This window comes from Methanooceanicella nereidis, assembly GCF_021023085.1.
Classification (GTDB): domain Archaea; phylum Halobacteriota; class Methanocellia; order Methanocellales; family Methanocellaceae; genus Methanooceanicella; species Methanooceanicella nereidis.
In genome coordinates this window covers 112,591-132,375 of the sequence record NZ_PGCK01000002.1, presented here as the reverse complement: position 1 = coordinate 132,375, position 19,785 = coordinate 112,591, and the positions used below count along the sequence as shown (strand labels likewise).

The following is a 19,785-nucleotide window of genomic DNA, read 5'->3' as shown; positions in this document are numbered from 1 at the left end:
TTTATATGTTTCTATTTCAACATTTCTTGAAAAAGCTATTTATATGAGATATTTCAATATGATTTGAAATGTGGTAGTATGATAGAACATTTATTCTTGGTAGGCGTTGAAGCGCTTAAAGAGTATATGGCGCTGCACGTCCTTTTCTGTCTTATCCCCGCATTCTTCCTGGCCGGGGCTATAGCCGCTTTATTCTCTAAGGAGTCCGTATTGAAATTCCTGGGGCCTGAAGCTAATAAATTCATGTCATATGGCGTAGCGGCTACCAGCGGCATATTACTTGCTGTTTGTAGCTGTACGGTGCTTCCATTATTCACAGGCATATATAAGAGGGGTGCAGGGATCGGTCCTGCTACAGCATTCCTGTTCTCGGCGCCCGCCATAAATGTCCTGGCTATTGTGTACTCAGCCCAAAAGCTCGGGCTGGATATCGGATTCGCAAGAGCCGTAGCTGCCGTAGGCATGTCTGTGATAATAGGCATCATAATGGCGTTCATTTATCAAAGATCTATCAACGAGGAGAAGAAAAAGGAAAAGGTAAAACCATTTATCGTGACCACAAGCGACGGCGGAGATACGGGATATAAGTACAGGACACCCATCACATTCATACTACTTGTTTCTATACTTGTCCTGGGCGGATGGACTATCGACTGGCTGCTAAAAGGTCCCGTCCTCGTATTACTGATCCTTGCAACTGCCTTCACATCATATCGATGGTATACCAGAGACGAACTGACGATGTGGATGAACGAGACGTGGTTCCTGACCAAGAAAATATTCCCGCTGTTACTTATCGGAGTGTTTTTCGGAGCCATTATCATAGAGCTGATACCTATCGAATATATCGAGACGTTCCTTGGCGGCAACGGGCTGTTCCCGGTCACGGTCGCCTCCGTGTCCGGCGCATTAATGTACTTCTCGACACTTACGGAAGTCCCTATCGTCGGCCTGCTCATGGCTCAGGGCATGGGAAAGGGTCCCGCTCTCACGATGCTTCTTGCCGGCCCGGCGCTTAGCCTGCCTAACATGCTCGTAATCACAAATATTATGGGCAAGAAAAAAGGATTTACATATATAGGACTTGTGATAGTGGTGGCAATTGCCAGCGGCTTAATATTCGGGGCAATAATCTAAAATAATCGTTAAAATATATAATATGGTGATAACATGAAAGTACAGGTATATGGCACCGGCTGCGCAAAATGCAATATGCTAGAGAATGTAGCAAAGCAGGCTATTAAAGAGCTTGGCGTGGAAGCGGAGGTCGTCAAGATCAACGACATTGACGAGATCGTCGATGCGGGCATACTGGCAACTCCCGGATTTGCCGTAGACGACGAGGTCAAGTCCATGGGAAGAGTACCGTCTATTGACGAGATCAAGAAATGGATACAGGCTAAAAAATAACGGTGGAAAAAATGAAAGAAGGATGTTCCTGCGGGATTAACTTCGCTGACCTGGCAAGGGGAACGCCTGCAAAGGACCTGGGCTTTCGTAAGGTCCGGTGCGTGAAGTGCGGAAAAGAGTTCTATACCGATATAAAGGATAAAATGCACTGCTTTGATTGCGAGAAGTGTTAGCGAGGGTATATGGAAGATATATGCGAGACTCCTTATAGGATAAGCGGGGAAGTGCGAAGGGAACTATCTAAGATCAAGAAAAGTGACGGTAAGCTCACCTCAGATATCTTTAAATCTCTCGCGGACCCTGCCAGGATCAAAATTATCGAAGCACTGGGTATGCAAGAATTATGCGTTTGCGTGCTTGTAGAAGTGATCGGGCTACAGTATTCGGCTTTGTCCTATCATCTAAAAAACTTGAAGGAGTCAGGCCTCATATCCTGTGAAAAGGAAGGGAATTTTCTTATTTATAAGTTGACAGAGAAGGGTAAAGCCGCTAACCAATTTATAAGCCTCTCAAAAAAATTAAAATGACCCGGGATGTCATTAAAAATATTGGACACCAATCCATAATATTGAAAATAAAAAGGGCAGATCAAATACTGCCCTGATAATTTTTATTAAAACGTTGCCTTGGTCAGCGGCTTGAAATTAAAAAGGCTTTCAGCTCCATTGAATGGATTGAGACTTTTCGAGATCGCCGGCATGCTGAAACTGTTCTCGGTCTTGTCCGCAGTGTTTTTCAACAGGTCAAAGCCATTATTGTTATATAAACCGCTTTGTTTGCTTAACAGTCCCGGTACTAACCCTTTTAAGCTAAATGCTGAGGATGATGGCATATTTTGGCCTATTCCTGCCGTGTTTGAGATTCCTATTGTGCCCTCAGGATTACTTATGGTGCCGGATTGAGCGGGAGTATCGCTGACCGGGGCATTTCCACCTGCAGGAGCCGTCGCGACGCTTATGGGCGAATAATTCGATACTGGCTGCTGTGCCTGTGAGCTACACCCGCACCCGCCAGTGCTCTGCACTGCCGGCTCTGCTTCCTCGATAATGTCGCTTTCCCGTGTCTCTGGGGCCGGCGTATTATATTCATTAACGAAATTTTGAGCGTTCGCCCACACTCCCTGCTCATCTACCAGCATCCCATCTCCCGGATTATCGTACGAAACTGATGAAGACGAGCCTGATGGCGGGCATGAGCCGCTGCAAGGGCATGCGGGTGCAGGAGCATCCACGCTCTGCGCCTCATTATTTATGATCGCGCAATAACATTGTGCCGGAATAAAAACAAGGCTGATGATCATCATAAAGATGATAAGCTTTACAGCTCCCGATCCTTTCTTTAAAAACATGCTTTCGGTCGAGCGAGACCTGCGATGTACGCCCGGATTGACCTCCCCTGGCATTTTAATAATTTTACTCATTTTACCCTCCTCCACTACTCATACATATTATTGGACCGATCGCTTTTGTCACAAGGACCCTATCGATCATATGTATAGAAATTAGTATTATTATTCTAACAATTAATATAATAATTTTATTATATTTAATTTTATTTATTGAGTTTGGGATCATCACGATCGTAGCAATAAAAAAACAAGGCGACGTCAACCCGCTATTCTGGAGTTTTAAAAACTATTTCAAATTTTATTTGTAAATATTTATGGTTAATAACTAAGTACTTTTACCTTATTCGATCGAATACAGAATATACTATTTTGTAAAGATTTAGGGTGTATTCATTATTTAAAATTTTGTTGAAATTGAAAATTTTTCACACACTATTCGATATTTATTTGGAATTAATATATAAATGCTTAATAATAATTGATTTTTGTGGTAGTATGAACATTATAAAAGCAGGGATATCAGTCACTTTAGTAATAATCGCTATACTGGCAGGGGTGGTTATTTTACAGTCTTCGGACCAGCAGGTCGTGAATAAGTCGGTCGATGTCACCGGCGAGCCTGATATGATCGAACTACTGTATTTCCACAGGTCCGAACGATGCATATCCTGTAACGATGCGGAACAATATGCACGGGATACCCTGAACAAGTATTTTAGCGATGAGGTCAAATCTGGTAAGATCACCATGCAAAGTATAGATTACCAGAAAGATAAGGAAATGGCCGAAAAATATAACGTTAAAGTACAGGGATTAAAGCTCAGGATCGTAAAGAACGGGCAGGAAACAGTCAAGGACGTCCCGGAAATATGGGCTTATGTGAAGGATAAAGATGCCTATATGAACTATCTAAGATCTGTGCTGGATAAGGAACTGGGCAGGTAGGCAGGCATGGATCTCTCCGCTCTTGTCTTCCTCAAAGATTTTCCTTTAATATATGCCTTTGCTATCGGTATTATCACGGCAATAGGCCCGTGTCCTCTTTCGGCAAATATCACTGCGATCGCGTACGTATCGTCAAAACTGGCGGATTCTCGCAGCGCCATGATCGCAGGGATCATGTATACCCTCGGGCGCGCTTTAACATATACTCTCCTGGGTATCATGATCTATCTTTTCGGGTCTGCAGTCATGGATAACGCACCCGCGCTTCAGGATTATGAAAAACTACTGCTCGGTCCTGTACTGATACTTGTAGGGGTGATCATGCTTGAGGTCTATAAGCCGAACATAATGTTCGGCGACGGGCTAAAGTCAAAATACGGCATTCAGCTATCCGACCGGGGGACAATGGGTGCGTTCTTGCTGGGTGTGGTATTCGCGCTGGCTTTTTGTCCGTACACGGCGGTGATGTTCTTCGGGCTTCTGGTGCCTCTGGCTCTTAATTCGGACCTGGTAGGGATGAGCTACCCGTTACTGTTCGGTATCGGGACCGGCCTTCCCGTCCTGATCTTTGCTCTGTTGCTGGGAGTGAGCGCCGCTTTCGCAAGATCCTATGTTAAAAAGATAGTCAAAGCGGAGCCATATATAAGAAAGCCCATCGGGGCGATATTTATCATATATGGCATTTACCTGCTCGGGAATTATCTCATGCAGATCATATGATGAGATATTCCCATTTATCCAATTGACCTATCTTTAGGGCCTATCCGTACCTTTATGGGTTATGGTATCATTGACTTGAACTTTAATATTAAGCGGTCCTTAAAGGCACCTAAGTTCGCTGATATTCCTGAAGTGCCCGGTGAAAACCCGGTTTGCCCTGAATTAGAATACCAATTTTCCGTCCCATACTCATCGGACACGTTGCCGATATCTTCACTCATTGCATTTATCGCAGTATCGTTATCGTCTAATGCTGCCGTATCATTACCTGACATGCCTTGATCTTCTGTTAACACGTCATATGCCTGATTTGTATACTGGCCGGTCCCTATTGCCGGGCTCTGCGAAAGCCATCCACCGGCACTTGCCGGGGCGAATGACATGGCATCCGATACATTCATGCCCGAAACACCCTGGGGGACAGATGTGCTATTACCAGCCGTACTGCTTTGCAGGCCAAACGGGACATATACATCTAACTGTATTCCGTCCATGGGCCCGGCCATACCGTTCATCGACAGAATGGCGATCAAAGGCACTGACATTAATAACACAATAGGCCATTTAAAAAATGAGCTCCGCAGTATCGAGCGTTTTTTTAGGGCTTGCTGCTCCCTGTTATCATTTGATATCTTAAAATAGCGTTCAGACCTCACCTAATTACCCTCCTAATAATTTTATTTTTATATATTATCTAAATAAAGCATCGTACAAAATTAAACAGTCTATATAGCAATAATATGGAATTTAACTAAATGTGTCCATAAACAGAGAAAATATGGCTTTTCATAAGTCTATTGTATATTTTTCGCTTTGCTGGCATTGGTTATTGGTGGCGGACCCGGAGGCAGAGTCCTGGCAGGCGGCGGCGAAAACACTTCCAGATCGGGGACTCCGAACCCTGGCGGGAACATATAGCTGAAAAAAGATGAGATTATGGGGGTATTCATCTTTAAGATCTCTCTCGTATAGGTAAGTTCGGGTATTCGGCTGCTTCCGTATCTTCCTGACGGCGCATATGGTCCAAAGCCCTCCGGGGACGGATAACCCGGAACACCCGCTCCTACGCCTATCGGGCAGGTCGGACATGTCCGATCAGCCGGAGGTGCCATGCTTTCTATCTGTAAATTAAAAACATCATTATCTATGGTATTATCCGGTTCGGCAGCAGTGATCGTTACGGTAAAAAGAAAAACAATCGAAATGATCATTAATGGAATTGCCTGTTTTTTGGCTTTTAGCCATGAAAAGTTCTTATGATCGTTTTTTGATCCTGCCGCGTGTTTATCTCCCATCCTGATCAATCCCCCGATATCCCGACGATCGATCGCCCATCTCAAGTATGGGTTTTATGATCTTTTCATTATAATATAAATCAAATTTATATAAAAAATTAATTATTAAATTATGGTTAAAGTGCACTAATATCCCGGGGGCCGGTGTATTGATCTTGAAGTCCTACAGGTTAAAGCCCTTGATAAGGTATCTTATCAGCAATAACACCGGTATGATCTCAAGCCTGCCGATCCACATATCGAAGATGAACAGTATCTTGCCGAGATAATGCAATCCGGGGCCGACTATTCCGCAGCTCAGGCCCACATTGCCATGCACGGAGCACACTTCAAATATGATCTTCGCGATATCGTACTGCGGGCCGAGGATGTGAGACATTATCATCACGCTCGCCAGAACTGAAACGACCCACAGGAAAGAGATAAGCGTGGCTTCAGACAGCTCCTGGTTCAGGGCATCTTCCGTGACTCTTTTGTTGCCCAGTTTTATAGTCACTATGGCGCTCTTTGACATCAGCGTCTTCTTTGACCATAGCTTAAACTGGTTAGTGAGGAAAATAGCCCTGGCCACTTTGATACCGCTGGCCGTGGAACCCGCGCATCCGCCTATTATCATGGCTACCGACATTATCAGCATCGCCGTCGGCGTCCAGCTTGCGATGTCCGCTGTCTGGAAACCTGTCGTCGTCACTGCAGAAATGAACTGAAATAAGGAATACCTGGCGGAATCAATGATATTGCCATATGTAAAGTAGTTCTCGGCAGTAAGGATCATAGCGCCAAAAATAATGATTATGAACATTGCCCTCGCCTGAATATCCTTAAAAAGGGCCATCTTGCCATCCCTTATCGTCCTGTAGATGACAACGAACGGCAGAGCGCCTATGATCACAAGCAACGATATGGCCATCTCTATCCAGATACTGTCGTATGCGGCGATACTCTCAGGGTATATCGAAAAACCGCCGGTCGCGAAAGAGGCTAAAGAATGGTTAAGGGAATCCCACAGGGGCATTCCTGCAATGTATAAAAGAAATATGCCCAGTATCGTCAATATCACATACAGTCCCCACATCGTCCTCACAGTGGACCTGACGCTGGGGTGGATCTTCTCTTTATGTGACTCGGACTGGTAAAGAACGTAAGTACTCGTACCCGGTCGTATCAGGATGGTGATCATCAGCACTATGACCCCGAAACCGCCGAGCCATTCTGTCGTGCTGCGCCATAGCTGGATCACACGATCCGAATTTTGAGGGTCCGCTATCATGGTCATTCCGGTCCCCGTCCACCCGGACATTCCCTCGAAAAACGCGTCAAGGGGCGGGATACCCTGTATCACATAATACGGTATCATGGTTATAGCGGCCACTATGGGGTATGCAAGGGCTGCAATGATTATGGCATGCCGAAGCTCAGGCTCCGGGATATCCGGGAATACCATCCAGAGTAAAACGCCAATTCCCAGGCTTACGATAAACGCGTCGATAAAAGCTATGGAGTTTTGTGGCTCGCCGAGCAGGAAACACACCCCGGCCATCACTAACATGATGATGGACATGACAAGGAATAATTCCTTGGTGTTACTCAGGATGACCTCAATGTCCCTGCCCGATGTCATCTTATTTCTCCAGGTTTCCTATAGAGAACAGGTTGAACACTCTTTCGACGAGGTTCCTTCTTACGAAAATATACACCGAATCCCCGGCCTGGATAACCGTATTGCCTTCCGGTATTATGACATCGTCCCCTCTTTCAATGGCGATGATAAGCACATTACCCGGCAGCCCCATCTCTTTCACGGTCTTATCCGCGGCATACGATCCTTCCTTGATGATTATCTCCAGGATCTCGGCTTTTCCGCCTGCCATGCTGACGAACTTATTGATGCTCGGCCTCAGCATCGTGTTATATATGTCCTCAGCGACAATGGCGGCAGGATTTTTGTGGATGTTAACTCCCGCACGTTTGAATATGTCTGTGTGCTCCCTTTCGTTGACGATCGTCGTGAGCTTCTTAACGCCTTTATCTTTAGCCAGCAGCATTATCATTAAATTATTTGCATCACTGCCGGTCGTAGCGATTACCGCGTCCGCTTCGTTAATGCCGGCTTCTTCCAGCACAACCATAGAAGTGGCATCGCCATGGATACTCACAAGGTCGATCTTTGTCGCGACGTCCTTACATCTATCGATATTCGTATCGATAACGACAACATTATGCTTCTCGGCGACAGCGATCATTGCCAGATTTCTGCCAATGGCTCCCAGCCCCACTATGATCATATACATAGTAAATCCTCAACAAGTCTAAAGCAGGTTAAGCTTTTATCTATAATAAATATGCTTAAAGTCTGGATAGATATTGCCTTTTATCATATATAAGGACATTAGTTTTTCACCCGATAAAAAAAGTGCCGACTATTTTGGAAAAGCATAATGATCGCGAAAATACAAAAAATCATTCTCTTCTCCTCCATTTCAATATTTCAAGATATGCTATCAATGTAAAGTTTTAAATTAAAAAAATGTAAATAGTAATCGAATGGACTTCGAGAAAAGGATCCGGGAGATCGCAGAGGGACACGGCGCGAACTTTTTTGGCATCGCCGACCTATCGACGGCAAGAGATGCGGTCCTTGACCAGGGCGGCCAGATGATCGCACAATACCCGCGGGCAATATCCGTCGGTATCGAGCTATTACATCCTATCGTCGATGAACTACCTAACCGGAACCGTCGCGAGGTCTCTATCAGCTACAGGCTCCATTGTTATGACATTATAAATCAAAGGCTTGACCTCATTGCCTCTCACATAAGCAGCGTTTTACAGAAGGAAGGTTACAGGGCATTCCCTGTGCCAGCTTCAGAGCGCGTGGACGACGAAAGGATATGCGCAATATTCTCTCACAAGATGGCGGCAAGGCTTGCAGGACTCGGGTGGATAGGCAAAAGCTGTCTTTTAGTGACTCCCGAAGCAGGGCCCAGGGTAAGATGGGTGACAGTGCTCACCGACGCTCCTTTAAATGCGACCGGTAAGCCTATAGAAGACCGATGCCGCGAATGCAGGGAATGTGTCAATATATGCCCCGTCCGGGCTTTTTCCGGCAGGCCTTTCGATGAAAAAGAGCCAAGAGAGGCACGCTATGATGCCTCAGTGTGCGAAAGGTACCTTCATTTTTTGGGCGAGACGACAGGGTCGGCAGTTTGCGGGCTTTGCCTTTACGTTTGCCCGTACGGTAAGGAGACGGTTTTCAAGCTATTCGGGAAGAAGCTTTTCTCAAGGATAGTACAGCAGTCTGATCTATCCAGCTACGATGGCCATGAAAAAAGGAAATAGCGGCCAGTTATCTACTATTTTAAACGCTATCATATTCCCTCTGAAAATTTTTCCTACAAATTTATTTCGTTTTTGAAATTTCTAACCTGTTACAAACTCTTTTTATACCCTTAGCCCGATAAAAGTTAAATTAATCCATAATAGATTGGTCCTAAGAGGCGATCATTCAATCCGGCCAGCGATCAAGCGATAATGAACTGGGCTGCGTGCTGTGGATAAGACTCATCGTATCAATAGATCAAAAGAGGTTCTAAAATGGCAGAAAATACGGGTATAAACGATACTCAACTCGTCGTGTTCCGCCTGGGGCAGGAAGAGTTCGGTGTAGACATCAGCCAGGTAAGAGAAATTATCCGCGTAAGCGAGATAACAAGCATACCGAACGCGCCCTCCTACATAGACGGCGTGATAAACCTTCGCGGACAGATAACGACCGTAGTAAATTTAAGAAAGAAGATGGGGCTTGAGGATAAGCCCGTCGACGGCAATTCACGCATCATCGTCGTAGAGATCGATAAGAACATCGTCGGTATGATGGTTGACAGCGTAACAGAGGTCAAGTATATTGCCGGCAGTCAGATAGAAATGCTTCCGGGTATGATCTCAGGCAGCGTTTCCGGCGAATATATCCAGGGAGTATGTAAGCTTCCTAACCGTCTTCTGATACTTGTCGACCTGAAGAAAGTAATAAGCGAGGTCGGGCTTGGTAACCTGATCCCGGCTGAGGCATGATCTTTCTTTTTTAATTATTTTTACTTTTTATCTCTGTTGCGTATCAGTTTTCCAAAAACCTGCATCCTGTGAGAACTACCAAAAACTTCTAAAGCATGTCTATAGCGGCAATCTTTACTTTTCCATATATAATGAAAACATTTTCAAAACATTGATGAAGACCAACACTATCAGAATTAGCACTATCAGGTAAATTCCCCACGTGACCTGCTCTCTCATGTAGATCCAGAAGAACGCTCCTATGGCGAGTATTGCGATCACCGACGCATAGTTTAGAGCCTGTAGCAATCTGTCACCGGCCGGATCATATTCTGCCTTTCCGCCCGCTTTTCTCCGGACATTGATACGATCAAAAAATAATTTTCTAATATTGATCCAGACCAGTAGCGATATGATCAGTATCGCTAATATGATCCCCCACATGAACTGCTCTCTCACATAGAACCACATAGATGCTACAACGGCTAGAGCCGCGATAACACCCAGGACGTTAATGATATTCAGCCATCTTTCCTTCATCATATCCATCTGATCAACTTTTAATTTGAACTATTTAATAGCCTGTCGAGTACGTATACCGCACAGTTACAGGAATAAAGCCCGTAGTATTACCCGGGATCGTTTCCCTTATAGTATACGTATGGAACTCGAAGCTTCTCACACCCTCCTCGGATGCGTTCAGCTTGTTATGGTTTAAATTGACCCTGAGCATGATCGAGATGTCCAGGCTGCTATTCTCGTTCAGCGGCCGTAAATTCTCATCGATATAGATATATGACATATAATCCTGCGGCCCCGAAGACTCTTTCACCGCCGGAAGCAGCGGGGAATCAAGAAACTTCGCGACCTCACGCCTGCCTTCCTCCGATGTCGAATAGTCCAGAAGGGCAACACTTCCGCCTGATAATACACTGATATCATCAAACGACCAGCTTTTATTTATCCTGTCGGGAACGACCGTCGGCACAGTAGACATGTTTTGTCCGGGGCTGACAGCGATGGGTGTCACCCGGGCATAACTGAGGTAATAGTCGGTCATATTGATATTCACCGCAAGCATGGGGCCGTAACTTGTATTCAACGGCCCGACACTTTCCGTACCATGTCGTTCCTGATCATACGGGAAACGGTCATTAGACGTCCATCCGTCCGCAAGAATCGGCGATCCGTACACTGCAGGCACAGGCAGCATGATCGTAGCCGAACCGTTTTCAGTGGCAAAATCTTCCAGTCCGGTAACCTCAGCAGAATACTGGTAAAACGGCGCCCTCGGCAGAAACGGATCGTCACAGCCGCAAACGGCTACCGATAAGATAATGATCATAAACAGAAATGCCAGCCTGTAATTCATGTTATCCCCTTTCGGGATAATATATACAAAGCAAGATATAAAAGGGCTCTCTCACAATCCGATAACTGCCAGAATTAATGAAATCAAAAATATGCCTTTCTATGACCACAATTGTCGCGTTCGGCGAGGCTTTTAGGGTCTGCCCGTAGCGAGCGAACGAAGTGAGCGAGCGAAGGGATGCGTAGATGGCAGGGTAATGGACGCGGCCTCAGTCCGCGTCGCTTAGGGCTTGCGAGCGAGCATTCTGCGAAGCAGAAATGCGAGCGGGGTGCAAGCCCGGCCCTGACATCGGAGCACCCTAAAAGACGAGTAGCGAGGCCAAAAGGCCGAGCGTCGAACCGCGTGAAAGAACAAATTAAAGACCAACAAACAAAACGAGCGTCGAACCGCGTGAATGTAGAAAATATAAATAATCAAACAGAACTATCGTCGAACCGCGTGAAAGAACAAATTAAAGACCAACAAACAAAACGAGCGTCGAACCGCGTTAACCAATAAGATATGGATTACCGAATAAATCAAGAATCGAACTGCATGAAAGAATAACATTTAGACGCAGGAAAACTTTTTGAAAAAAGTTTTCCGCTGGCCTTTCAAAAACTTTTAACCATAGCAACTCCTTCGGAGTTGCAAAATATTTTCTTAAAAACTAATAAAGATAATAAAATAGGAAGCGCTCGGATCGGGATTTGAACCCGAGTCGGAGCCTCGACAGGGCCCCATGATAGGCCTCTACACTATCCGAGCATTGAATTAAAATTCGGGAATCCTACTAGCACCCGATCGCATTTATACTTTTCCCTTCAACGAATAAAGGGAAAATGTCCCGCCTCCCGAATTTGAATCGGGGACCTGTCGGTTTCCGCAGTCGTAAGGTCTACAGCCGACCGCTCTAACCAGGCTGAGCTAAGGCGGGATTTGTACCTCATCACTGGGGTACAGCACAACACATATACTTCAACGTACTTAAAATTTTCGGAATATAACTCTCTATTTTAATGATGATATAAATCTTTTCTTTATATCAACAGCCGACATGGGGATATTCGGTACGTCAGCATTCACAGCAAGTATCACCGCATGAATAAAACGCGGACCTCTGCCGTCCTTTTCAAGAGCTTCAAGCAACTCTTCCGGCATAGATACCTTTGAGGTGTTCTTAATGCCATAAACCCTGGCCAGAAGCTCAAGGTCCATGCACGACGAAAACGTCTTCTGGTTACCCGTGGATCCGTGTGCGCTGTTATCAAAGGCGATGATGGTCAAATTATCGGGAAATTCCTGTGCCACGGTACCCAGCGTATTGGGGTTCATCAGCAGGCTGCCGTCTCCGTCCAGAACGACGACTTCCCTTTTTTGTCCCTGTGCAAGGCCATTCCCTATGGAAGATGCAAGGCCCAGGCTGCCCAGCATGTAAAAGTTCGTCGGCTGGTCAAGCGCCGCATAAAGCTCTTTGCAGGGGACCCCGATGTTCGCCACGACCACCTTATCTTTAAGGTATGGCACGATACCGATGATCATGTCAAACCTGGACTGTGTCGCTTTCGGGATGATCGTGTTGCATGCGATGTTGAATTTTCTCTCTTCCTGAGATATCTCCGGGATGAAAGGTTTTGCCGTCGATCCTTCCCATATCCTGGGGGAGAGCAGGATCACATACGGTGTGCATTTTTCGAAAGAAGCCTCGATCGCGCTCTTGACCTTTGGCAGGTCCTCGACGGTCTCAGCCACGACATAAGGTATCCCCGCACTATCCAGTATCCCGGGTAAACATTTGCCAAGGTGTAACTGGGCTTCGATTCCTTCTTTATAAGGGCCTCTCCAGCTTGCCAGTATCGGAAGGGGGATCTCAAAGGTCTTATGCAGTGATGACAGTGCATTGATCGAATTACCCAGCCCTGTGCTCTGGATGACCATCACAGGCCTCTTCCCGGCCATATATAGTCCTGCTGCGATGCCTATTCCGTCCTCTTCCCTGGTAAGGGGGATCTCATTAAAATTTTCAGAGATCAGCGGGAACAGGTTCTTCATCCTGTCGCAGGGCAGCGTCAGTGCCGTGTCGATCCCGCAAGATCTCATGACATCCACGACTTTTTGCTCGACATTGGTCATTCTATCACCTTTAAGATATCGTCCAGAGGCACATCAGGACCCTCAACTTCAATGCACGGCTTTACCGGGTTAAGCTTCATGTCTTTCTTCAGCCTCTCATAGCCGCCTCCGGTGATGTTTAAAAGCACCTTTTTGTCCGGGCTTATGGTGCCACGGTCACATGCCTGTATGAGAGCGCTCACGGCCACTGCCGATGCCGGGAGCAGGTCAATTCCTTCCAGGGACTCGAAGAGTTTTTTCGCCGATATTGCCTCTTCGTTAGTCACGCCATACATTATGCCGTCCGTATCTTTCATCGCGTCGTAGACTCCGCCTTTTACACTGTAAGGCGGGTTCCTGTTAGACAGTATGTCCGTGTACATCTGCGATATGAGCTCTTTTGCCTCGGGCATGTCCCTTTCCGGCATTATGTCTCTTCTTCCCTCCTCCCATGCATGCAGCATCGGGGCGAAAGGCAGGTTCTGCGCAAGATGAAGCCTCGGGAGCCTCTGCCCGAAACGGCCATCATCGCGTAATCGCAATGCCGCTTCCCAGGCTGCAACACCTCCAGTGCCGCTGCCTATCGCCTGGAAATATTCGTCGGGGAGCGTTTTCATGAATACCGCCCCATCCAGCATCACCGTGGCCATACCGTCTCTCCTGGCAACGTTCTTTGCGCCCCCCTCCGGGAGCAGTCCCGGTACTGATGCGATACGCCCTGCCAGATTAATGGCGTCTGTATAGTCATTACCTTCTCCCATCGCGATAAGATGTACGGACTTACCCGGTTCCCTTCCCGGTATCCACAGGTTACCCAGGTTTTTGCCGGGTACCACAATTATCAGCGGGAACCCGGTAATAGTCGATAGATAAGCAAAGGCCCTTGCAGTGTTACCCGCGGACGCCAGCACCATCGCCTTTCCCCCGTGCTCCATTGCCCTGAGGATCGTCGGAGGCGCTTCAAGCTCCTTAAAGCTGCAGGTGTGTATCATCGCGCCTATTTCGGGCCAGTAGCCGTTGAAAGCTATATAAAGCTCGCGAAGGCCGAGTTCCTTTGCCAGCGCCTCGCTTTTATAAGTGACAGTCTTGCCCGGTATGTCGATGAACCCTTTCGTAGGGAGCCAGTCGTAATACTTCCACATTCCCGGCATATCCCTTACAGTCAGCTGCCGGGCGTCATAAGCCGTCCTTACGAACCCTCCGCCGCAGGGGCAGCTAAGAGTATAGTTATCGACAATTGTACGATTGCATGAAAGGCAGATGAGCTTATAGGATCCCAATAGTAACTCTCCTGATTTTTACAAATTTAGTTTCATTTCAAATGTGATATATGTTTTTCTTTTTTCATATGTGTTCTTTACATATGGGTAATATTTTCTAAATAATAACCTTTTTGTATTATTTTTATATCTATTTGGGAAAGTATTAATACGTGCCAGATGTAAAATAATTTTTATGACACCGGAAGTCGGGAGAGGCACAAGGATAAGCCTTGCAAAAAAGTATGCCAGCCCTGATGATGTTCGCATCAGGTCCAGCGGCTATGAAAAGTGCTTACAGTGCGGACGATGCACTGCCAGTTGCCCTGCCGCGTACGCTTTCGGAGATTATGCGCCCCGTGACATAATGAGGCGGCTTTCGCTAGGCGAGATCGGCGAGCTGGCCCGCAGCGAGGACATATGGAAATGCGGACAGTGCTATTCCTGCCATGCCAGGTGTCCCAGGAATAACAGCGCAGGTCTTGCAATTTTAGCGTTGAGGGAGTATGCCTTGAAGCACGGCATTGCCCCGGAAAGCATCAAACGCCTCGCGTCACTGATAAAAAATAATCTTTATGATAAAGGCGAGATCTTACTGCCTTCCACGTTCGCCCAAAACGGCAGGGATAAAGTAGGGCCCCGAACTTATGCGAGATACCTTGAGAATCTGGACAAAAGGGTAAAGCTTGGATATTGCCGGGACGATGCCCGGAAAGTCCCCATACCTGAAGAGTCGATGGCAGAGATAAGGGCTATAATCGATCTGACCTATGCCGGGGAATAATGACATGCTGAATAATACGGCCATGGGAAAAGTACCAGATAATAATTATTATCTTTTCAAAAGCTGCGTCGCCGGGTCGATGTACCCGGGCATAGAGATAGCCATCCGGTTCGTGCTGGACAGGATCGGCGTAGATTACTCGGATGATCCCCGGCACTCCTCCTGCACCGGGTTCGCATATCATACGGGAGTAATGCCGCTGAGCACTAACCTGGCACTCAACGCAAGAAATTTTTCGCTGGCAGCAGGAGATACTAATAAAAACATCGTATGCAGCTGCCCTACCTCGTATGGCAATTTAAAAGAATGTAAGGACATCCTGTCAAAGGACGCGGACTTACGCGATCGCACAGCCGGTGTTCTTTATAAGATCGGTAAAGATTACGATATTTCCCCTTCGGTCAATCATATTTCTGAGATATTTCTAGCAAGGCTTGACGATATAACGGCAAAGTCAGTACGCTCGTTATCGGGCATAAAAGCCGTAACCCATCACGGCTGCCATTATACGAAAATCTTTTACAGGGACGTGGCATCGGGTAATTTCGAGCGTCCCATGGTGCTGGATAATATCGCTAAAGCTTTCGGCTGCGATATAGTGGAATACGGGGAACGCTCGCTATGCTGCGGCATGGGATTCCACCATACGCTCACGGAAAGCGAATACCCGGAAGAGGTACTTAAAAGAAAGTTCTCAAGCATCAGGGACGCCGGCCCCGACGTCATAATAACACAGTGTCCCGGCTGTATTTTTAATCTTGACCATTACCAGGAATCGCTGGCCGGCTCCATTGGCGACATTGACATACCCGTCCTGTACATTTCCGAGCTCGTAGCGCTCATGCTCGGGGCAGGCCCGGAAGAGATAGGCCTCGACATGCACATCGTGCCTGTAGACGGTCTTCTGGAAAAGATAGGTATAAAGGGGACTAAAAAATGAAAGACCCATCTATAGGCGTATTCATATGCCACTGCGGCGATAACATCTCCGGCACGGTGAACATCGAGGAGCTAAAAGCTCGCGTATCCGCAGAAGGTGTAAGGTGTGTAGAGGATTTTCCATACCTGTGCTCTGTAGCAGGCCAGTCGCTGATAAAGGACAGGATAAAAGAGCTTGGCCTTGACCGCGTCGTTGTCGCCGCATGCTCCCCGAACGTCCACGAGGGCACGTTCAAGGAATGCGTGACCGATGCGGACCTGAACCCTAATTTTGTCGACATAGCGAACATCAGGGAGCAGTGCTCCTGGGTCTCCGGCGATGATCCGACCGGAAGGGCGGCCGATATCGTGAGATCTTCGATATTTGCAATGAGGCAGGCAAAGCCTTTGAAAGAATACCATGTCGACGTCGAGAAAAGCGCAATGGTCATCGGCGGAGGCATTGCCGGCATCACAGCAGCTTTGTCGCTTGCTAAACATGGCATTAAGGTATACCTCGTCGAGAAAAACTCGAGCATCGGCGGAAATATGGTAAAAATAGGGAAAGTTTTCTCGCCCGAAAGGCTCACCGAAGAATGCGCCATGTGCTCGCTTGCGCCCTTGATGGGCGAAGTATCCAGGAATAAGAACATAGAGGTATTGACTCTTTCAAAGGCGGTAAACATAGCAGGCCATGCAGGGGATTTTCGAGTCACGATAGAGCAGGGCCCTGTATACGTGGATCCCGAAATATGCACATCATGCGGAAAATGCTCACGTGTATGCTGTGTAAGCGTGCCGGACGAATGGAATGCAGGGCTTTCGAAAAGAACTGCCATATACAGGCCTTTCCCGCAGGCGGTCCCGACGGCATATACTATAGATGATGAAGCCTGTAAAAAATGCGGCAAATGCGTCAAGGAATGCGGCGCAGGCGCCATAGACCTGTCAAGAGAGCCGGTTAAAAGGCTTTTAAGGGTCGGCGCCATTGTAGTGGCAACGGGCCACAACGAGCTTGACCCGTCGGAAAAATATGAGCTTGGCTATAAAAAATACGAAGGCGTGATCACCCAGATGGAACTCGCAAGGCTTCTTGCGGTCAACGGGCCTACACTGGGCAAACTTATGCTGCCGGTAAGCGAAAAGGTCCCGCAGCGTATAGTCATGGTACAGTGTGTCGGCTCAAGGGATGAAAAGCCCGGCTCATTACCGTATTGCTCAAAGATCTGCTGTATGACGGCGTTAAAACATGCGAACTTCATTTCCGATCATTTCCCGGGCACGGAAGTGTATATCTGTTATACTGACATACGTGCGCCGGGCACTTTTGAGAACTACTATCGCGAAGTCCAGAAAAAGGGCGTAAAGTTCGTCCGCGGCAGGGTGGGCGAGGTCATTGAGACGCCAGAAAAGACGCTGCTTGTCAGAGTCGAAGACACTCTCGGTAACGGCCCTCTTGAGATAGAGGCGGACATGGTCGTGCTGTCTTGTGCGCTGGAGCCTTCGGAGGGCACGATAGAGACTGCCCGGGCGCTGAATATCGGACTTACCCAGGAACTTTTCATCAAAGAAAAACACCCGAAGCTGGAGCCGGTATCGACTACGTCGCGCGGGGTTTTCGTATGCGGTACGGCACAGGGAGCAAAGGATGTCACCGACTCTATCATACAGGCAAAGGCAGCCGCTTCCATGGCGGCGGAACTCGTCAACGGCGGAACGATATCAATAGAGCCAAAATTCGCGGTCATCGACCCGGAAAAGTGCAGCGGATGCGGCAAGTGCATAGAACTTTGCCCTTACAATGCCCCGTATAAGAACGGCACGATAAAGATCGACCCGCTGTCATGCATAGGTCTCGGCGGCTGTATCAGCAGGTGCCCCGAGCACGCCATCAGCATGCCTTCGAACAGCGACGAGGAAATTTATGCCAGAATAGACGCCTTGCTGGCAGGAGGGCCTAAGATACTGGCTTTCCTTGATGAGATGATCGCATACGTGGCTGCCGATAACATAGGCACCAACAGAGTGCCTTATCCGTCATCGGTCCGTATAATACGGCTGCCTTCGGTTATGCGTCTTGAAACGAAACACCTCCTGTACGCTTTCGAAAGGGGTGCGCTGGGCATCTTTCTCGGCGACGGCACAGTGAACGCATCAAGCGGTGCCATTAGAGCTAACGTAGCAAAGCGTGTTAACGAGCATAAGGAAAAAGCGGCTGCTCTCGGCATAGATCCGGACAGGATATTTTATTACGAGGCTTACCTGCCTCACTTCCGCGGCATGGCGAAAAGGATGGAAAGATTTGCCCATATGCTGGAGTTAAAGAACATTAACGGGACGATCCAGGCAGGATCACAGGCAGTTCAGAACGAAGCGATACCTCGATAGCATCTTTCGGCGGTCAGCCATATGATCGTAGTATTTTTCCTGACGACAGGCATATAAACGTCTATAAAGAGCCGTTCGACCGATCAAAACCAAAATAAGCCCGATGGTCTGGTTTTTTATATTTGGTAGAGAAACTTTTTAATGTTATAGGTAGTCTAATATCTAAAGTGATCATGCTATACTTATTACTTTGATCCTTATTATATCAGAATTTCAGGAGTGACTTACATGAGCGAATCTACTACAATAACTTTAATCGGCAGTAAACTTGCAAAGGTGGGTACAGAGTTTATCTTTCGCGGCGCTGTGGGCGAGTGTGAAAAGTGCAAGTTAAAGAATACCTGTATAAACCTTGACCGGAATAAAAAATACCGTGTTGTCGCCTTAAGGAACGGCATGGAGCACGACTGCTACCTCCACGATACAAGCGTCAAGGCCGTCGAAGTGGTCCCATGTCCGATAATAGCGATGATAGAGTCACGCAAGGCTTTCAACGGATCCAGGATCATATATGAGGAGCCCGAATGTGAAGATTCCTGCCCTCATTATGAGATATGCCATCCTACCGGACTTGTCAGCGGTGACAAGTATACAATAGCCGAAGTGCTGGGCGATGATCACATCACATGCCCGAAGGGGCTGACCCTTAAAAAAGTAGAGCTTAGAGTATAAAATGACCTGGCTGTATAAATACAGCCTTCTCATCCAGTTTTCAAAGTTTTCCATCGCTGTTCTTGTATCGTTAACTCTTGCCGATATTTTGATATCCGCTCCGTGGCTTCTTTAGCTCTTATCTATTCTATAATTACATTGCTTTGGATCAGGGAGGATGAAAAAGAGCTATTTTTCACCACGAAATCTTTGATGAGCGGGGTCTTGATCAGGTTTTATGAATGAGAAATGTCTCTTACTAAATGGTCTTTGAGATATAGTTTTTATGGTTATGCCTGTCGGATGGCAGGTAGGCACGTAACCTCACAGAAACACGGAAACACAAAAATTTTTTATATGATTTTTTAAGGGCTCAAAGACCCCAAAATCCGACTCACAAAAACCACGAAGGGCTCCAGTATCACCGTCAACGCACTAACACCTCAAATGCACGGCTCAACGCTCGAAGTGCTCTAAGTCACCAACTCTAATACAAGGCCCGAACATTCTCCAAACCACTAAAGTTTAATATCCCGGTCTGTGTTCGCCTGACA

The 19,785-nt window shown here is 47.0% G+C and carries 21 protein-coding genes and 2 tRNA genes; 12 read left to right on the top strand and 11 right to left on the bottom strand.

Annotated features, from left to right (window positions below):
- Positions 1-78 precede the first annotated feature (78 nt).
- From CUJ83_RS02905 to CUJ83_RS02890, 4 genes are read left to right on the top strand one after another with little or no spacing between them, the layout of a single operon-like run.
- Entirely contained in the window at positions 79-1,137 is a 1,059-nt protein-coding gene (locus CUJ83_RS02905; RefSeq protein ID WP_230740439.1) for a permease, read from the top strand.
- Positions 1,138-1,170: 33 nt separating this feature from the next.
- Complete coding sequence (locus tag CUJ83_RS02900; protein WP_230740437.1) at positions 1,171-1,410, top strand: thioredoxin family protein; 240 nt, start codon at positions 1,171-1,173, stop codon at positions 1,408-1,410.
- An 11-nt stretch (positions 1,411-1,421) separates the two neighbouring features.
- Positions 1,422-1,583, top strand: coding sequence for a hypothetical protein (locus tag CUJ83_RS02895; protein WP_230740436.1), 162 nt, complete (start codon positions 1,422-1,424; stop codon positions 1,581-1,583).
- Positions 1,584-1,592: 9 nt separating this feature from the next.
- Complete coding sequence (locus tag CUJ83_RS02890) at positions 1,593-1,937, top strand: ArsR/SmtB family transcription factor (protein WP_230740434.1); 345 nt, start codon at positions 1,593-1,595, stop codon at positions 1,935-1,937.
- Between the two features lie 86 nt (positions 1,938-2,023).
- On the opposite strand, the gene CUJ83_RS02885 is transcribed toward CUJ83_RS02890, so the two are convergent.
- On the bottom strand, positions 2,024-2,830 hold the full coding sequence (locus CUJ83_RS02885; RefSeq protein WP_230740432.1) for a hypothetical protein: 807 nt from the start codon (positions 2,828-2,830) through the stop codon (positions 2,024-2,026).
- Positions 2,831-3,253: 423 nt separating this feature from the next.
- Between CUJ83_RS02885 and CUJ83_RS02880 the strand changes: the two genes are divergently transcribed.
- Both CUJ83_RS02880 and CUJ83_RS02875 read left to right on the top strand, forming a co-directional pair.
- Positions 3,254-3,703: a nitrophenyl compound nitroreductase subunit ArsF family protein gene (locus CUJ83_RS02880; protein ID WP_230740431.1), complete on the top strand. Its 450-nt coding sequence runs from the start codon at positions 3,254-3,256 to the stop codon at positions 3,701-3,703.
- Between the two features lie 6 nt (positions 3,704-3,709).
- Complete coding sequence (locus CUJ83_RS02875) at positions 3,710-4,423, top strand: aromatic aminobenezylarsenical efflux permease ArsG family transporter (protein ID WP_230740429.1); 714 nt, start codon at positions 3,710-3,712, stop codon at positions 4,421-4,423.
- 59 nt (positions 4,424-4,482) lie between these two features.
- On the opposite strand, the gene CUJ83_RS02870 is transcribed toward CUJ83_RS02875, so the two are convergent.
- The 4 genes from CUJ83_RS02870 to CUJ83_RS02855 form a co-directional block, all read right to left on the bottom strand.
- The gene (locus tag CUJ83_RS02870; protein WP_230740427.1) at positions 4,483-5,079 is read right to left on the bottom strand and encodes a hypothetical protein; all 597 of its coding nucleotides are present in this window, start codon (positions 5,077-5,079) and stop codon (positions 4,483-4,485) included.
- A 138-nt stretch (positions 5,080-5,217) separates the two neighbouring features.
- Positions 5,218-5,718, bottom strand: coding sequence for a hypothetical protein (locus tag CUJ83_RS02865; protein WP_230740425.1), 501 nt, complete (start codon positions 5,716-5,718; stop codon positions 5,218-5,220).
- Positions 5,719-5,881: 163 nt separating this feature from the next.
- A complete protein-coding gene (locus CUJ83_RS02860; protein ID WP_230740423.1) occupies positions 5,882-7,339 on the bottom strand; it encodes a TrkH family potassium uptake protein in 1,458 nt (485 codons plus the stop codon).
- A gap of 1 nt (position 7,340) precedes the next feature.
- Positions 7,341-8,009 carry a potassium channel family protein gene (locus CUJ83_RS02855; protein WP_230740421.1) on the bottom strand — a complete coding sequence of 223 codons (669 nt, stop codon included), beginning with the start codon at positions 8,007-8,009 and terminating at the stop codon, positions 7,341-7,343.
- Between the two features lie 253 nt (positions 8,010-8,262).
- On the opposite strand from CUJ83_RS02855, the gene CUJ83_RS02850 reads away from it, so the two are divergent.
- A complete protein-coding gene (locus CUJ83_RS02850) occupies positions 8,263-9,057 on the top strand; it encodes a 4Fe-4S dicluster domain-containing protein (RefSeq protein WP_230740419.1) in 795 nt (264 codons plus the stop codon).
- 255 nt (positions 9,058-9,312) lie between these two features.
- Positions 9,313-9,789: a chemotaxis protein CheW gene (locus CUJ83_RS02845; protein WP_230740417.1), complete on the top strand. Its 477-nt coding sequence runs from the start codon at positions 9,313-9,315 to the stop codon at positions 9,787-9,789.
- A gap of 114 nt (positions 9,790-9,903) precedes the next feature.
- Here CUJ83_RS02845 and CUJ83_RS02840 read toward each other — a convergent pair whose 3' ends face one another.
- From CUJ83_RS02840 to CUJ83_RS02815, 6 genes are all read right to left on the bottom strand, one after another.
- The gene (locus CUJ83_RS02840; protein WP_230740415.1) at positions 9,904-10,317 is read right to left on the bottom strand and encodes a hypothetical protein; all 414 of its coding nucleotides are present in this window, start codon (positions 10,315-10,317) and stop codon (positions 9,904-9,906) included.
- A gap of 25 nt (positions 10,318-10,342) precedes the next feature.
- On the bottom strand, positions 10,343-11,140 hold the full coding sequence (locus CUJ83_RS02835) for a hypothetical protein (protein WP_230740413.1): 798 nt from the start codon (positions 11,138-11,140) through the stop codon (positions 10,343-10,345).
- Positions 11,141-11,814: 674 nt separating this feature from the next.
- Positions 11,815-11,887 (bottom strand) — tRNA-Asp (locus tag CUJ83_RS02830).
- Positions 11,888-11,964: 77 nt separating this feature from the next.
- Positions 11,965-12,056: transfer RNA gene (locus CUJ83_RS02825), tRNA-Tyr, on the bottom strand.
- Between the two features lie 74 nt (positions 12,057-12,130).
- On the bottom strand, positions 12,131-13,252 hold the full coding sequence (gene comE / locus CUJ83_RS02820) for a sulfopyruvate decarboxylase subunit beta (protein ID WP_230740411.1): 1,122 nt from the start codon (positions 13,250-13,252) through the stop codon (positions 12,131-12,133).
- A complete protein-coding gene (locus CUJ83_RS02815) occupies positions 13,249-14,511 on the bottom strand; it encodes a cysteate synthase (RefSeq protein ID WP_230740409.1) in 1,263 nt (420 codons plus the stop codon). Before CUJ83_RS02815 ends, comE begins: the two co-directional genes overlap by 4 nt.
- A gap of 175 nt (positions 14,512-14,686) precedes the next feature.
- Between CUJ83_RS02815 and CUJ83_RS02810 the strand changes: the two genes are divergently transcribed.
- The 4 genes from CUJ83_RS02810 to CUJ83_RS02795 all read left to right on the top strand — a co-directional run bounded on the left by CUJ83_RS02810 (position 14,687) and on the right by CUJ83_RS02795 (position 19,252).
- Positions 14,687-15,274: a 4Fe-4S dicluster domain-containing protein gene (locus CUJ83_RS02810; protein WP_230740407.1), complete on the top strand. Its 588-nt coding sequence runs from the start codon at positions 14,687-14,689 to the stop codon at positions 15,272-15,274.
- Between the two features lie 4 nt (positions 15,275-15,278).
- Positions 15,279-16,214, top strand: a complete 936-nt coding sequence (locus CUJ83_RS02805) for a CoB--CoM heterodisulfide reductase iron-sulfur subunit B family protein (protein ID WP_230740405.1) — start codon at positions 15,279-15,281, stop codon at positions 16,212-16,214.
- On the top strand, positions 16,211-18,580 hold the full coding sequence (locus CUJ83_RS02800; RefSeq protein WP_230740403.1) for an FAD-dependent oxidoreductase: 2,370 nt from the start codon (positions 16,211-16,213) through the stop codon (positions 18,578-18,580). The genes CUJ83_RS02805 and CUJ83_RS02800 overlap by 4 nt, the downstream gene beginning before the upstream one ends.
- Positions 18,581-18,808: 228 nt before the next feature.
- Positions 18,809-19,252, top strand: coding sequence for a UPF0179 family protein (locus tag CUJ83_RS02795; RefSeq protein ID WP_230740401.1), 444 nt, complete (start codon positions 18,809-18,811; stop codon positions 19,250-19,252).
- Positions 19,253-19,785 lie beyond the last annotated feature (533 nt).